The organism is Cycloclasticus sp. (genome assembly GCF_019090545.1).
Classification (GTDB): Bacteria; Pseudomonadota; Gammaproteobacteria; order Methylococcales; family Cycloclasticaceae; genus Cycloclasticus; species Cycloclasticus pugetii.
Window position 1 is genome coordinate 169979 of sequence record NZ_JAHRVT010000025.1, and the last position, 13101, is coordinate 183079.

The 13101-nt window shown below is 42.8% G+C and carries 13 protein-coding genes; 2 read left to right on the forward strand and 11 right to left on the reverse strand.

What is annotated here, in order from left to right:
- Window positions 1-14: 14 nt before the first annotated feature.
- From KUG63_RS05455 to KUG63_RS05500, 10 genes are all read right to left on the reverse strand, one after another.
- Window positions 15-365 carry a rhodanese-like domain-containing protein gene (locus KUG63_RS05455; RefSeq protein ID WP_073023468.1) on the reverse strand — a complete coding sequence of 117 codons (351 nt, stop codon included), beginning with the start codon at window positions 363-365 and terminating at the stop codon, window positions 15-17.
- A gap of 97 nt (window positions 366-462) precedes the next feature.
- Window positions 463-1908: an aldehyde dehydrogenase family protein gene (locus KUG63_RS05460; protein WP_287554354.1), complete on the reverse strand. Its 1446-nt coding sequence runs from the start codon at window positions 1906-1908 to the stop codon at window positions 463-465.
- 57 nt (window positions 1909-1965) lie between these two features.
- Window positions 1966-3411, reverse strand: coding sequence for an aldehyde dehydrogenase family protein (locus tag KUG63_RS05465; RefSeq protein ID WP_287554355.1), 1446 nt, complete (start codon window positions 3409-3411; stop codon window positions 1966-1968).
- A 141-nt stretch (window positions 3412-3552) separates the two neighbouring features.
- The gene (locus KUG63_RS05470) at window positions 3553-4989 is read right to left on the reverse strand and encodes an FAD-binding oxidoreductase (protein WP_287554356.1); all 1437 of its coding nucleotides are present in this window, start codon (window positions 4987-4989) and stop codon (window positions 3553-3555) included.
- Window positions 4990-4999: 10 nt separating this feature from the next.
- Window positions 5000-5233 (reverse strand): non-oxidative hydroxyarylic acid decarboxylases subunit D, encoded by a 234-nt coding sequence (locus KUG63_RS05475; RefSeq protein WP_015005302.1) that lies wholly within the window; start codon window positions 5231-5233, stop codon window positions 5000-5002.
- Window positions 5230-6711 (reverse strand): non-oxidative hydroxyarylic acid decarboxylases subunit C, encoded by a 1482-nt coding sequence (locus KUG63_RS05480; protein WP_016389838.1) that lies wholly within the window; start codon window positions 6709-6711, stop codon window positions 5230-5232. The genes KUG63_RS05475 and KUG63_RS05480 overlap by 4 nt, the downstream gene beginning before the upstream one ends.
- Complete coding sequence (locus KUG63_RS05485; protein ID WP_020161842.1) at window positions 6711-7154, reverse strand: c-type cytochrome; 444 nt, start codon at window positions 7152-7154, stop codon at window positions 6711-6713. Before KUG63_RS05485 ends, KUG63_RS05480 begins: the two co-directional genes overlap by 1 nt.
- A complete protein-coding gene (locus KUG63_RS05490; protein ID WP_015005305.1) occupies window positions 7151-8719 on the reverse strand; it encodes an FAD-binding oxidoreductase in 1569 nt (522 codons plus the stop codon). Before KUG63_RS05490 ends, KUG63_RS05485 begins: the two co-directional genes overlap by 4 nt.
- Window positions 8720-8733: 14 nt before the next feature.
- A complete protein-coding gene (locus KUG63_RS05495) occupies window positions 8734-9318 on the reverse strand; it encodes a hypothetical protein (protein ID WP_287554359.1) in 585 nt (194 codons plus the stop codon).
- A gap of 41 nt (window positions 9319-9359) precedes the next feature.
- Window positions 9360-9932, reverse strand: coding sequence for a UbiX family flavin prenyltransferase (locus KUG63_RS05500; protein ID WP_015005307.1), 573 nt, complete (start codon window positions 9930-9932; stop codon window positions 9360-9362).
- A 73-nt stretch (window positions 9933-10005) separates the two neighbouring features.
- Here KUG63_RS05500 and KUG63_RS05505 point away from each other — a divergent pair, with 73 nt between their 5' ends.
- Together KUG63_RS05505 and KUG63_RS05510 are read left to right on the forward strand one after the other, a co-directional pair.
- The gene (locus tag KUG63_RS05505; RefSeq protein ID WP_287554361.1) at window positions 10006-10239 is read left to right on the forward strand and encodes a hypothetical protein; all 234 of its coding nucleotides are present in this window, start codon (window positions 10006-10008) and stop codon (window positions 10237-10239) included.
- 100 nt (window positions 10240-10339) lie between these two features.
- Complete coding sequence (locus KUG63_RS05510) at window positions 10340-12001, forward strand: sigma-54-dependent Fis family transcriptional regulator (RefSeq protein ID WP_287554363.1); 1662 nt, start codon at window positions 10340-10342, stop codon at window positions 11999-12001.
- Between the two features lie 10 nt (window positions 12002-12011).
- Here KUG63_RS05510 and KUG63_RS05515 read toward each other — a convergent pair whose 3' ends face one another.
- Window positions 12012-13034 carry an AraC family transcriptional regulator gene (locus tag KUG63_RS05515; RefSeq protein WP_287554365.1) on the reverse strand — a complete coding sequence of 341 codons (1023 nt, stop codon included), beginning with the start codon at window positions 13032-13034 and terminating at the stop codon, window positions 12012-12014.
- Between the last annotated feature and the right edge of the window lie 67 nt (window positions 13035-13101).

Here is a 13101-nt window from a genome sequence, read left to right on the forward strand (position 1 = left end):
TTATGTTGTCCTAGCTAGTCAAAAGCCTTCTTGATGTCGGTAAATTTTTCGGTAATGGCATGGACATTACGATAGCCCATTTCATGTAGTCTGGCTGCGGCTAAAGATGCACGGCCACCTCCTGCGCAATGGATAAGAATGAGAGTATCAGGGTCGGTGCAATGGTTTTGTACTTTCATTTCTAATAGGCCGCGAGGAATGTTGATGGCCTGTTCAAGCTTTGATTCGGCGGTCTCATGTGGTTCTCGAACATCCAAAATAATCAGGTTATTTGACTGCCCGGCAAGTTCTTTAGCTGCAACGGCATCAAGGCAATTGCATATTTTTTGGGCTTCTTTAATAAAATCACTGGCGGGTTTGATCATGAGATTATCCTTTTAAGTAGAAGTTTAATAATAAATTTTTGACACAAAAAAAGCAGCCGGGAAGGGCTGCTTTTTAATGTTACTTAAACATAAATTCTTAGTGTCCAGCGCTTGCGTCAGGGAGTTGAATGGTAATCCATTTCCACTCCGTTAGTGCATCAACGTCGACCTCGATTCCTTCTCTGCCAAAGCCACTGTCGCCTGTACCGCCAAAAGGTACGTGAGGTTCGTCATACAAAGTAGGGGCATTGATATGAACCATGCCAGAGTCAATGTTCTCGGCAAAATCTAAGGCTTTATTTAAGTCGTTAGTAATAATAGCCGAGCTGAGTCCATAGGGCGTATCATTTGCCATCTCGAGAGCGGCCTCATAATCTTTAACCGAATAGACCGAGGTTACAGGGCCAAAAGTTTCTTCGTAGCAAACATCCATCTCTTCTGTGATCCCGGTTAGGATCGTTGGCTCACATTTATTACCCTGCCAGTTACCGCCGGTTTCGATGGTAGCACCTTTTTCTACTGCATTGTCTATATGACGGCGTACTCGGTCACGCTGGCGTTGAGAGATAATAGGGCCAAGGATGGTGGACATTTCACGTAAGTCGCCCATAGACAGTTGGCTTGCCGCTTGTTTATAGGCTGCGATGAATTGATCATAAATACCTTCTTCAACAATGATTCTGCTGGAGGCCATACAGGCTTGGCCTTGGTATAAAAACATACCAAAAATAGCCGTTTTGACTGCTAATCCAAGGTCAGCATCTGCCAAGATAACGAGTGGGCTTTTTCCGCCAAGCTCAAGCACGGCGTGTTTCATTTGTTTACCGCAAATTTCACCAATATGTTTACCTACTCGGCTAGAACCAGTAAACATCACTGTTTTAACCAGTGGGTGGCTGTTTAAGGTATCACCTACGTCAACACCAAAGCCAGAGACAACATTAACAGAACCCGCAGGGAAGCCGGCTTCATGCAGTAGTTGAGCAAAACGGAAAGACAGTGTTGGTGCTTCTTCTGAGGACAGTAGTACAACGGTGTTGCCCGTTGCCAAGGGTGATGCGACTAATTTTGCTGCTTTAATCAATGGTACGTTGAACGGTGTGATGGCTGCAACAACGCCTAAAGGTTTACGCACGCTCATGCTGATTCGGCCCGGCGTGTCAGATGGCATGGTTTGCCCCGTGACGCGACGCGCTACGCCTGCAGCAGCGCGTAAATGGGTGATAGCATAGCCAATCTCAAAATTGGCTTTGTTTATTGGCGAGCCGATTTCGTCAATTAGAATGTCTGTAAACTCAGCACGATCCCTTTCCATTAAATCAGCGGCTTTACACAACATTGCTTCAATATCCTTAGCTAATGTTTTGCTATAGGTTTGAAAGCAATGATGTGCTGCTTCTACTGCTTTGTTAATGTCTGCATCATTTGACTCAGCGGCTTGGCAGTAGAGTGAATCGTCTAACGGGTTTAGAACGTCAAAATATTTTCCACTGTCAGGTTGGGTGTGCTCACCGTTTATCCATAGTTCATGTTTGGTAGTCATGTTTGTCCTTTAATATTTAAAGTCTTTAAGTTAATGTTTTAATTGAAAAGCTTGCTATTAGTGGGCTTGATCGTAACCAGGCATTTGAATCGTAATCCATTTCCATTGTGTTAACGCATCAATATCAACATCAACACCTTCACGACCGAAGCCACTGTCGCCAATACCGCCAAATGGTACATGTGGTTCATCGTAAACACTTGGCGCATTGATATGTATCATGCCTGTTTCTACTTCATGTGCTAACGATAGCGCTTTGTTAAGGTCGTTGGTGTGAATAGCACCGCTGAGCCCATAATGTGTATCATTTGCGAGTGCTAACGCCTCTTCAGCGTTTTCAACAGAGTAAATGGAGGTCACCGGGCCAAACGTTTCTTGGCGACAGACAATCATGTCCTCGGTGACATTGGTAAGAATAGTCGGCTGACAACGGTTGCCTTCCCACTCACCACCGGTAACGAGAGTCGCCCCTTTTGATACGGCATCTTCAATATGTGTGCGTACTCGGTTGCGTTGGCGTGGTGAAATAATGGGCCCCAAGATGGTCGACATCTCATGTAAGTCTCCCATTGATAACTGCTTGGCCGCAGCGCTATACATTTCAACAAATTGATCGTACACAGCTGCTTCTACAATAATACGGCTGGATGCAATACATGCTTGGCCTTGATAAAAGAACATGCCGATAATGGCATTTTGTACCGCTAATCCAAGGTCGGCATCAGCTAAAACGATATAGGGGCTTTTACCACCGAGTTCTAGAACACAGGGTTTCATGTTACGGCCACAAATTTCGCTGATGTGTTTACCGACTACACTGGAACCGGTGAACATAACGGCTTTTACTAGAGGGTGGTCGGTCAAAAAGTCACCAACATCCACACCGAAACCAGACACGACATTTAAGCTGCCTGCAGGAAAGCCTGCTTCTTCTATCAATTTGGCAAAGCGGAAAGAGACCGCAGGTGCTTCTTCGGAGGTTAATAATACAACAGTATTACCAGTCGCTAACGGCGAGGCGACTAATTTTGCAGCTTTTAATAAGGGAACATTAAACGGAGTAATAGCAGCAACAACGCCCAATGGCTTACGCACACTCATGCTTAAACGGCCCGGTGTGTCAGACGGCATGGTTTGACCTGTAATACGACGTGCGCTACCGGCAGCAGCGCGGAGCTGGCCAATTGTTTGAGTGACCTCAAATTGTGCTTTGTTGATTGGAGAGCCGACTTCATCAATTAGGATTTCAAGGAATTCTTCACGGTCTCTTTCGAGCAGGTCAGCGGCTTTTGTAAGCATTGCTTCACGGTCTTTAGCTAAGCATTTTCGATAGCTGGAGAAGCAAGCATGAGCAGCATCTACTGCGTTGTTGATATCTGTTTGATTAGACTCGGCGGCTTTGCAATAAAGGCTGTCATCTAGCGGGTTAAGGACATCAAAATATTTTCCAGAAGCTGGTTTTGTGTGCTCTCCATTAATCCAAAGGTCATAGGTTTTAATCATAATAAGTATCTACTGTTAGTAAGGTTTGAAGAATAAGTTAATTAAAATAACTCGGCGTATTGTTACAACTCAATTATGCTGAGTCGTGCATTAAACAAAATGCTTAGTGACACGACTCAGCAATAATAATATGGAGCAGTTTTAACCAAAAACAGACTGCGGATCGAGTGCTTTTTTAACACGGTTTTTAAGTGTTTTGAGTCCATCTAGACTGACGGCATCAACGGCTTCTTGCATGTCCGCATCCACTAGGCAAGTAGGGTATCCTTGAGCTGAAAAGTCGTCAATAAGCTGCTTAGTGAGTTGACGTGCTTGTGCTAGTTTTTCAGCATCACCTGTAGGGTAGAGCACTTGAAGCTGCGTCATCATGGTACGCCATGTCAGCGCAAACTGACCGATGATGTTAAGCTCCGCTGGGTTGTTAACGCTTTCTAGCAGCGTTTGCATCTTAACTGCATCGTCACCATCAATTGGGCTAGCAAAATGTACATTGATGGATGAGTAGCCTGATAAGTTTGGATTAATTGTATTGAATTTTCCATCCATCTTCATTTCACGCTGAGCCCAGATAGGGTTATTGGCTGTTTCCTCAGGCATTAAAAATTTAGCCCCTTCAATTTGGCTGAAGGCGCCATTAATAGCTTGCCATAAGAAATCAACGTTGGCTGGCATGTTATACAAAGCACCGTACATATTCCAAGCACCCAATTGGTGTTTTGTCGCCGCTTCATCGTTGTTACCAATGTCTTCCAGGGCTTCAGTAGAGAATTGCAAGGCGTCAGACTTTGCGGAAGCAACAGTTACCGTATTTGGAACCAGCATATTAATTTTCATGTCGCGCATAATCTCAACGGCTTGATTCATGGCTGCTTCGTTTGGCAGTTGAATGGCAAACGGTCTATAAGCTGGTGCCTTGGGCATTAGCCAGATACCTACTTTGGTAATAATGCCTAAGCTTGATTGGGTAAAGGTGCCGTCAATATAGGGACCAAAACCATATTTAAATAATTGCCACGAGTCGCTGTTTGGCATCGCCCCCATACCTGTACGTATTAAACGACCATTCGCGAGCATCACTTCCATACCACATTGCATCATGAGGTGGTCACCATACGGCGTGTAGCCATAACTTCTATTACTGATCCCACCTGAAACCGATTGAGTTGAGTTTTTATCAAAATCAACGATAAAAGGAATGTTATTGGCTTCTAAGTATTCATTGAGTTGAGCATAGCTAACGCCAGGCTCGATCAGTGCATAAGCAGCTTGAGTGTTAACTTCGATAATACTATTAAGCTTTTTAAGATCAATAACTACGATGGCACCTTTTGCGGGAATAGGCGCGGTGTTTATTTCTCCAGGGCTTAATAGGTTGAACAAGGAATAGCTTTCATCTGTGGAAGAGACCAGTAGATTTTTTAATTCCTCTAGATTGCTAGGCGTTACCACGGCGATGACTTCACGCTCACCATTATTGATGCGGTCTGTTAGAAATTGATATTCTGTAGGTTGATCTGAAGCGCTAATGACGTTGTCAGCACCTAATAAGCCGTTAAGGTTTTCTATAATATTTTTCATGCTGATAAACCTATTTATATTGAGCCGGAGGCATAATTATTGGATATGGTTTTTCAGGATCAACCCTGAAAAATGCTTCCCGTTCCTCGTAATCTATGGAAGTAGCAGGCTCACTATCTCGCCATGTAAACTCACAGGCGCTACAATGAAAGATTGTCCAAACGAGTTCACCTTGAGCATTGAGACCTTTATGTTCAACTCGGATTTTTTCTTCGGCGGCTTGGCAGCGTGGGCATAAACTCATGATTGACCTCCATTTTGTAATGATTGAATAACCTTAGCTAATTCATCAATATTTGCCCCCGATGGTGGGGTAACAATTTTTGAGTCGGAACCCAATTTATCGGGTGGCATAAAGCTTGTTGCATCAATAATTAAGCGATGACCTTTGCCCGCAACTTCTGCTGCCGGATCAATCGGAATCAATGGCATATTGGGGATAACAATCGTGTCATCAGCCCGGGTACGTGTTGATAAGGCCCACATCACTTCGTTTAGGTCGAAAGGATCAACATCATCATCAACCATGATTAAGTTTTTAAGGTACATGGTGCCATGTGGCGTGCCAAGTGCTCGCATGGCCACTGATTTTGCGAAGCCAGCAAACCGATTCTTAACCGATATTACGCCGGTAAGGCCATGCTGATACAAGGCGTTAACAGCAACAACTTCAGGAAAGTCTTTTTTAAGTTGTGCGTAGATTGGTGCTGATGTGTTTAGGCCAATTAAGGTGTCGTGCTCTGTCCAGCCGCGACCAATGTAAATATTTTCAAAAATAGGGTCGTTGCGGTGTGAAATAGCCGTTACTTTAAAGCGAGGTATTTTTCTAACGCCACTATAACTGCCAGGGAACTCACCAAAAGGCCCTTCAAAGCTACGCACACCATTCATTAGTTCTGCTTCGATAACCATTTCTGAATCAGCCAAAATATCCATGCCGTTGCCTGATTTTGTTAGTCGTAGCGGACTACCCATCATTTGAGATGCATAGGCAAACTCAGACTCTTCATAACCAACAGGTGTTGCTGCAAACATACACATAGCTGGGTGGTTGCCGAGCATGACGGATATTTTTAATGGTACATTTTCTTGTTCAGCAGCGACAATGTGACGACCCATATCATGTGCAGGAACTGACAGCAGGGTAAACTCGCCCGGTGCTTGCACTTGAATACGGTAAATCCCGACGTTTTGCTTACCAAAGTTTTCGGGGTCTCGTGGGTCACGGCTGACAACATTAGCCTTGCCGATATAAAAGCCACCGTCATATTCATTAATACGATAAAGCGGTAATAAATCATAAAGGTTGAAGTTGTCAGTCAGGCGATTTTCGTTGACTGGAGCAGCTTCTGGTTCAATAAAATCGAGTAGTGGTTTATCGTCACCCCAACGAGAAATAATGTCGTAAAACAATTCTTTTATAGTGGTGCCTTTAGGGTGCCCCAACAATAGTGCTAGATTGGTGAAACTACCATGTACGCCTAGGACGAGTTTTTTGCCTGGGTAGCCAGCGATATTATTAAATATAACAGCTGGGCCATTCATTGAATCACGACCAGCAGCAACAGCTATATTGCGAATATCTGGTTCAGGCATGACTTCATCAGTCCAAGTAATACATTGGCCATTTTCTTCTAAAAATTCTAGAAAATCACGTAAGCTGCCAATACGTTCGCCAACAGCTTTGGCTTCAGCGGATAACGGTTTTTTGTCGGTACTCATTATTTGCTTTCCTTATTTGCGTGTGCTTTAGCACTGTCAACGATATATGCTGCTAAGTTATCTAGTTCCTTATCATTAATGTCTGTTGGGCGGAAAGGAGGCATCTCTAGCAGCCCGTCTCTAACAATATATTTAATATAGTCAGGAACTAAGTCTGTACGTTCTCTAATAACGGCTAGATCCTTGCCACGAACTAGAGCAAGTTGTTTGGTGGCTGCATACGCATTACCAGAATCGTGACAACCAGCGCAGTGTAGGTCAAAAATTACCTTTCCTGAGCGGTTGCTAGGCTCATAGTTTGAAGTAGGCTCTGCCACAGTTTCAGGAATTACGGCAGTTTCTTTTTGAGTGCTTGGTTCTGGGTTTGTTGCAGAATCTGTTGTTTGTTGATCGCAAGCAGTCAAAAACAGAAGACTTGTAATAATTAAAAAATATTTACTCATGACTCACCCCTTAAATTTTTTGGCCAAATACCCTGTTTTCCTGGAGAAAGGATTCCATTTGGGTCTAATTCATCTTTTAGGGCGTGATGGGTGTCCCAAAGTGCGTTGTCGTTCCATGAAAATGTGCCAGCGATTTGGTCCATAAAGGATAAGTGAGTACGGTATTCGCCGTATCCTAAGGCGGCTGCCTCATCAACTAAAATAGCGAATAGATCGTGAGCGCGCTTTTTCTCTTCTGGGCTCATGCGGTTAAACATCAGCATAAAGATATGGTGTTGATCTCGCCAGCCAATTAAGAATTCGCCAATGTAGTCAAAGCCGTATTCGTGTGCACGTTTTTCAATCATCTTGTATTGATTCATAGATGATTTGCCATCAGCGGCTGAAATAGGCGAGAAGTTAATATGACCACCGCCACCAACCCAATTCAGTAGGCTGAACTCAGTCATATTAGGAACACCTTTCATTAGTTTGACGCGGTAATCCCAACCGGGGTCACCTTTTCTGGTGTCGTCATAATGAAATTTTGCGCCTGGAATACTACCAAATGTATCTCTGATAACATCCATATTGTTTTTCATCATCGGGCCTGGGCCGTATACAGCACCGTAGTAATTCCAGATACCCAAATCGAGGTCCTTAGCCATTTTTTTACGATGACTGTCTGGCATTGGGCCTTTGCCCGTATAGTATTGACTACGGCTAACAGACATGGCTGCTTCCCATAGTAAATCAACAGTCATTGGTGCATTATGAATGACTTGATTAACCCGAAGTGGTAACGAGAGGTCGGTTACTGTTTCAAGGTCATGCTCATTTTCCAGAGTAATCATAAAAGGTGTATAGCCCGGAGGTTCTGGCATTAACCAGATGCCCATACGGGTAATGACACCAAAGTTTGATTGGGTGAATAATCCATCAATCGCAGCGCCTTGACCGTACTTGTAGAGGCCGCCTGTTTTACTGTTTGCAGTAGTATCCATGCCGGTTTCAACGACAGTACCATCAGCAAGCACGACTTGCATACCACATTGCATTAATAGATGATCGCCATAAGGTGTGTAGCCAGCGCCGTGCTCAGAGGTGTTACCGACAATTCCGCCCCAGGCGGGTGCGGCACAATCAATCCAAAGCTTTGAGCCTTTTTCTTGAAGGTAGTTATATAAGTCATAATAGCTCACACCAGGCTCAACGATTGCGTAACCATGTTTCTCGTTAACCTCAAGAATTCTATTCATGAGCTTTAAATCCAGAACAATATAGCCGGGCTTACGAGGAGCGGGTCCACCGTAGGCAAAGTTTTTACCGGTGGAAATTGTCCAAACAGGTATTTTGTAATTATTAACGATGGCAAGAATTTTTTGGATTTGCTCAACATTATGAGGTGCAACAGCAGCGGATGGAGCAAAGTCAGCATCATTGGTGGTGTTATAAGGGTCGCGATAGCTGCGAAGTTCTTTTATGTCATCCAAGTAAACATATTCTTTGCCGACGACTTTTTCGATCTCGGCAATCGCCGCATTAAGCTGGCCTAAAGTGATGCCTTGTGGGAGTGGTTTAGTCATGGTTGTTCCAATTGTTATTTGTTTTTATTTGGGCTTAAAGACCAAGAGACTAAGAAGTCATGTTGATCGGTATTGGCTAGGCTGATCTGTGTTTTTTGCGTCACGAGCTGGGCATTCCCTCTCGGTAAAACTCGCATATGATTTGCAAGCCATTGCGGCCATTGTTCTTTTGCGTTTTTTAGTGATGAGGTAATTAGTTCAGCAGAGTCTTTCGAACTAGAGACTTCGTGCGTCAACATGTTTCCGGAATAATGATGTGTGGCTGAATATTGGGTGTAAAAACCAAAGTCCTTTGCGATTTGTTCAAGGGCAAAAAAATCGGAATCTCTGGTTAAGCCTGAAATTTGGCCCATAGGGGACTCTTTGCAAAACTCTCTAAGCAGGTCAAAGTGTTGGCCAATATCTAAATCGATATTAGACTTGCGCTCGGCAACATTGGAGATAAAATGTTTTGAATGAGCTGAATGCTCATCTGCAAAGACCAGTAATGGGATTTCTTCAGAGCCGGTGAAAACCTGTTGAAGCGCTTGAGATGGCGTGGCTAATAAGGCGACATTAGTGGCCAGTGCGGATTTAATAAAAGTGCGTCTGCTTAACATAAGCTCCTCTTCGAGTGTAATTATTTAAAGGTGGGTGATTATTATTTTGAAAGACCTTGCCACCGGGCTACATAATCTACATTAGAAATATCTAATGTGTCTAGTATTCTTCCAACTGAATGATTAACTATGTCGTCGATAGACTTTGGCTGAATATAAAAGGCCGGTACGGGCGGTGCAATGATGGCGCCCATCTCGGAGAGGGTCGTCATATTTCTTAAGTGAACAAGGTTTAAGGGTGTTTCACGAACCATTAAAATAAGTTTTCGGCGTTCTTTTAGTATCACGTCTGCAGCTCTAGAGACTAGATTATCAGCTATACCATTGGCAATGGAGCCGAGTGTTTTCATAGAGCATGGCGCAATAACCATACCGTCGGTGATAAATGAGCCGCTTGAAATTGATGCGCCAATATCTTTTGGGTGATGCGTTACGTCGGCCAGCGACATAAGCTCTTGTTTATCCATATTTAATTCATATTGAGCAGTTAGTGCACCCGCATTGGAAAGAATCAAATGTGTTTCAACGTCATCGACAGTTTGCAGAATTTCAAGTAAACGGGTACCGTAAATAGACCCGGTAGCCCCAGTTATAGCGATAATTATTTTTCTCATGGAATCTTATTGTTGTTAGATTAAATGACTCTATCGCCTAACAAAAGCAGCGTCAATATTAAGTGAGAATAAAATGAGCCAAAAACATCTTCCGTTAGATATTCAAAAAAAAATTGTTATTGATTTTCTTAAGCAGTGCAATGATTACAGTGAATTGATGCTTAACAAGTATCAACAGCAACTGTCAGATCAAGATTTAAAGGATTCCGCCAGTCAAAAAATCCATGATTGGAACACCTATAAAGATTTTAATGAGTACGCTATTAATGAGCTTGATGGTGATGAATTAGATGACTGGTTTAAATAACCCTTGGGTTAAATGACTTCATGGGCTCTATGCTAAGCTGTCGGTCCAACTTTATTCTTAACCCGTTTTGATTATGGTGCATGTAAAGGATGATAGATTAATGCCAAGTGATGATTTGAAGGACCGCATACGGTTTTCCTTTGAGTCAGGGCATATTTGGTTAGGCGAACAACGCATGTTGTTGATGCATAGTGCAGCATCTGGGTCTATGCGTAAGGAGTTAGTGGAAACTCTGGGTGTCGAACATGCTAAAGGCATTATGATGCGTACTGGGTTTCAAGCAGGTGTGGCAGACGCAAGGCTAGCAAAAAAGTTACGACCAGGGGCATCTGAGCTAGACCAATTTATGGTAGGCCCCGAGCTTCATCAGTTAGAAGGTTTGGTAAGCGTTAAAGTCAACCAAATTGAAATTGATGTGCTGAAAAAACGATTTTATATGGAGCTTGTCTGGAAAGACTCCTATGAAAGTGAGGCGCATAAAAAAGCATATGGCATTGCCACAGACCCTGTTTGTTGGATGGAGGTTGGTTATGCCAGTGGTTATAGTTCGGAGTTTACTGGGCAATCTATTTTATTTGTTGAGCAAGCTTGCAATGGGTGTGGTGCTGATGATTGTGTAGTGATTGGAAAGCCAGTTGACGAGTGGGAAAATTCAGAAGAGTGGACGAAATATTATGAGTCAGAAAGTATTGTCGATAAAATTCTTAATCTACGTGATGAGGTGGTCAATTTAAGATCTTCAATAAAAAATATTAATAATGAACAGCAAGACATCGTTGGCGAGTCTAAATCATTTCATAGTGCCTTTGCTTTATTACAAAAAGCAACACAAGGGCCTGTTACGGTTCTCTTGTTAGGTGAAACAGGGGTTGGAAAGGAGTTGTTTGCTCGTTCACTTCATCGAAAGAGCGCTAGGAGCGAAAAAAATTTCATCGCTATAAATTGTGCGGCGATTCCAGAAGATTTATTAGAATCTGAATTATTTGGTGTTGAAAAAGGGGCTTATACGGGTGCGCATGAATCTCGAAAAGGGCGTTTTGAGCGAGCGAATGGCGGGACATTATTTTTAGATGAGATAGGGGACCTGTCCTATTCGGCGCAAGCAAAATTACTACGTGTGTTGCAAGAAGGAGAGTTGGAACGAGTTGGCGGTACTAAAGTGATTTCTGTAGATGTTCGTGTTGTGGCGGCTACACATACAGACTTGCTCGATAAGGTTGAGTCAGGTGATTTTAGACGCGATTTATTTTATCGTTTAAATGTCTATCCGATTACTATTCCACCACTTAGAGAAAGGCAAGGTGATATTGCTTTATTAGCTGAGAGTTTTGTTGATCAATATAGAGTGAAGTATCAAAAAGAAATTAAAGGAGTGACTGAGCATGCCATGGTTCAACTGGAGCGATATGAGTGGCCGGGGAATATCCGTGAGCTTGAAAATGTAATTGAGCGAGGTGTTTTACTTTGTGAAAATGGTGGCTCTATTGAACTAGAACACCTTTTTGCGATGATGGATATTGATGAGAATTCTGAGGGAATAGTTAATGAGAATGGCCAGTTGAAAACTCTAAAGAAAGGGCTTTATAACCAATTTGTTGATATGTTTTTTGAGGCCCAGAATAACCTATTTGATATAGAGGAGACGATTCTTAAAGAAGCGGTTAAAAGGTCGAGTGGTAATTTATCGGGTGCCGCTAGAAAACTGGGAATGACGCGACCACAATTGGCGTATAGGCTTGGAAAAATAAAAGAAGATAAGTAATTACCCTGCCTTAGTTTCTTTTTGAAGCTTCAGTTTGTTGTTCGCGATATTGTTGGGGGCTCATACCAAACCATCGTTTAAAGCTACGTCTAAAGTTTGCAGGATCAGTGTAGCCAAAAATAACAGACAAAGTGTCTATAGCTATAACGCTTCTCCGTAAATAGCCGCTGGCCTGAAATGCGTAAACTTCATCTTTTATTTTTTGGAAAGAGGTTTGTTGGTCTTTAAGCCGCCTGATGAGAGTGCGAGGTGTAAGGCCAAAATGTATGGCGGTATACTCAAGTGTTGGAGAGCAACTTAAATTTGCAGATATATAGTCGTATATTTCGGTGCTGATATTTATATCGCGCCGCAGCTGGTGATGGGCTTCTTGGCACTGTTCCAGCGCAATTTGGTACATGTGTTTATCGGCATTAGGGTTTGCTGTGTTCTTCATAGCAATGGGAAGGCGAATTTCGAGGTGGCCAGAATTAAAATGAACGGGACAATGAAAATATTGTCCATAGCTATCAGCGTAACTTGGTTTGAAGCTATTCATGTATAAGTTAGCCTCAGTCATGGGTCTACCAAGAATAAACTCAATAATATGCTGTAATAACATGAGCATGGCCTCAATAAAAATAAGGTGGGCGGCTTTTAGGCTATCTGTCAGCGTTAAGCGAATGATGTAATCTTCACCATGGGTGAGCGTTGTATATAAAATAAAAGGTGTTCGAATTTGGCTGTACCGCTGAAAAATATTGATGGCATCCGATAACGTAGGACTATTGATGGCTGCCCAGCCAACAGGGCCGTGAGTTGAAGGGTGTAGGAACGAACCCAGTAATAGACCAATAGCTGGATTGTTACTTAGTTTCCTTGTATTAAGGATAACCTTAATAAATTGATCTAATGTGACATAACCATCTTTTTGTATGGAATGACAGGACAATTTAGTGCCTTCAAAGATTTGCTCAGGGGTAATACCCTTGTTTGACAATTCTCGAATAGCTATTTGTATGTAGCTAACGGGGAGTATAATTGACTGAGCCATAAGTTCCTCTATGAAAGCAAGGGTTACCAAGCGTTGTCGTGTAATTGTCACAAAATGACATGCTGGT

Bases quoted from the DNA above. Each gene is read 5' to 3' on its own strand.
- KUG63_RS05465 (WP_287554355.1), bottom strand. From the start codon at position 3,411: ATGATTAAAACCTATGACCTTTGGATTAATGGAGAGCACACAAAACCA.
- KUG63_RS05460 (WP_287554354.1), bottom strand. From the start codon at position 1,908: ATGACTACCAAACATGAACTATGGATAAACGGTGAGCACACCCAACCT.
- KUG63_RS05515 (WP_287554365.1), bottom strand. From the start codon at position 13,034: ATGGCTCAGTCAATTATACTCCCCGTTAGCTACATACAAATAGCTATT.
- KUG63_RS05470 (WP_287554356.1), bottom strand. From the start codon at position 4,989: ATGAAAAATATTATAGAAAACCTTAACGGCTTATTAGGTGCTGACAAC.
- KUG63_RS05500 (WP_015005307.1), bottom strand. From the start codon at position 9,932: ATGAGAAAAATAATTATCGCTATAACTGGGGCTACCGGGTCTATTTAC.
- KUG63_RS05510 (WP_287554363.1), top strand. From the start codon at position 10,340: ATGCCAAGTGATGATTTGAAGGACCGCATACGGTTTTCCTTTGAGTCA.
- KUG63_RS05495 (WP_287554359.1), bottom strand. From the start codon at position 9,318: ATGTTAAGCAGACGCACTTTTATTAAATCCGCACTGGCCACTAATGTC.
- KUG63_RS05455 (WP_073023468.1), bottom strand. From the start codon at position 365: ATGATCAAACCCGCCAGTGATTTTATTAAAGAAGCCCAAAAAATATGC.
- KUG63_RS05475 (WP_015005302.1), bottom strand. From the start codon at position 5,233: ATGAGTTTATGCCCACGCTGCCAAGCCGCCGAAGAAAAAATCCGAGTT.
- KUG63_RS05485 (WP_020161842.1), bottom strand. From the start codon at position 7,154: ATGAGTAAATATTTTTTAATTATTACAAGTCTTCTGTTTTTGACTGCT.
- KUG63_RS05505 (WP_287554361.1), top strand. From the start codon at position 10,006: ATGAGCCAAAAACATCTTCCGTTAGATATTCAAAAAAAAATTGTTATT.
- KUG63_RS05480 (WP_016389838.1), bottom strand. From the start codon at position 6,711: ATGAGTACCGACAAAAAACCGTTATCCGCTGAAGCCAAAGCTGTTGGC.
- KUG63_RS05490 (WP_015005305.1), bottom strand. From the start codon at position 8,719: ATGACTAAACCACTCCCACAAGGCATCACTTTAGGCCAGCTTAATGCG.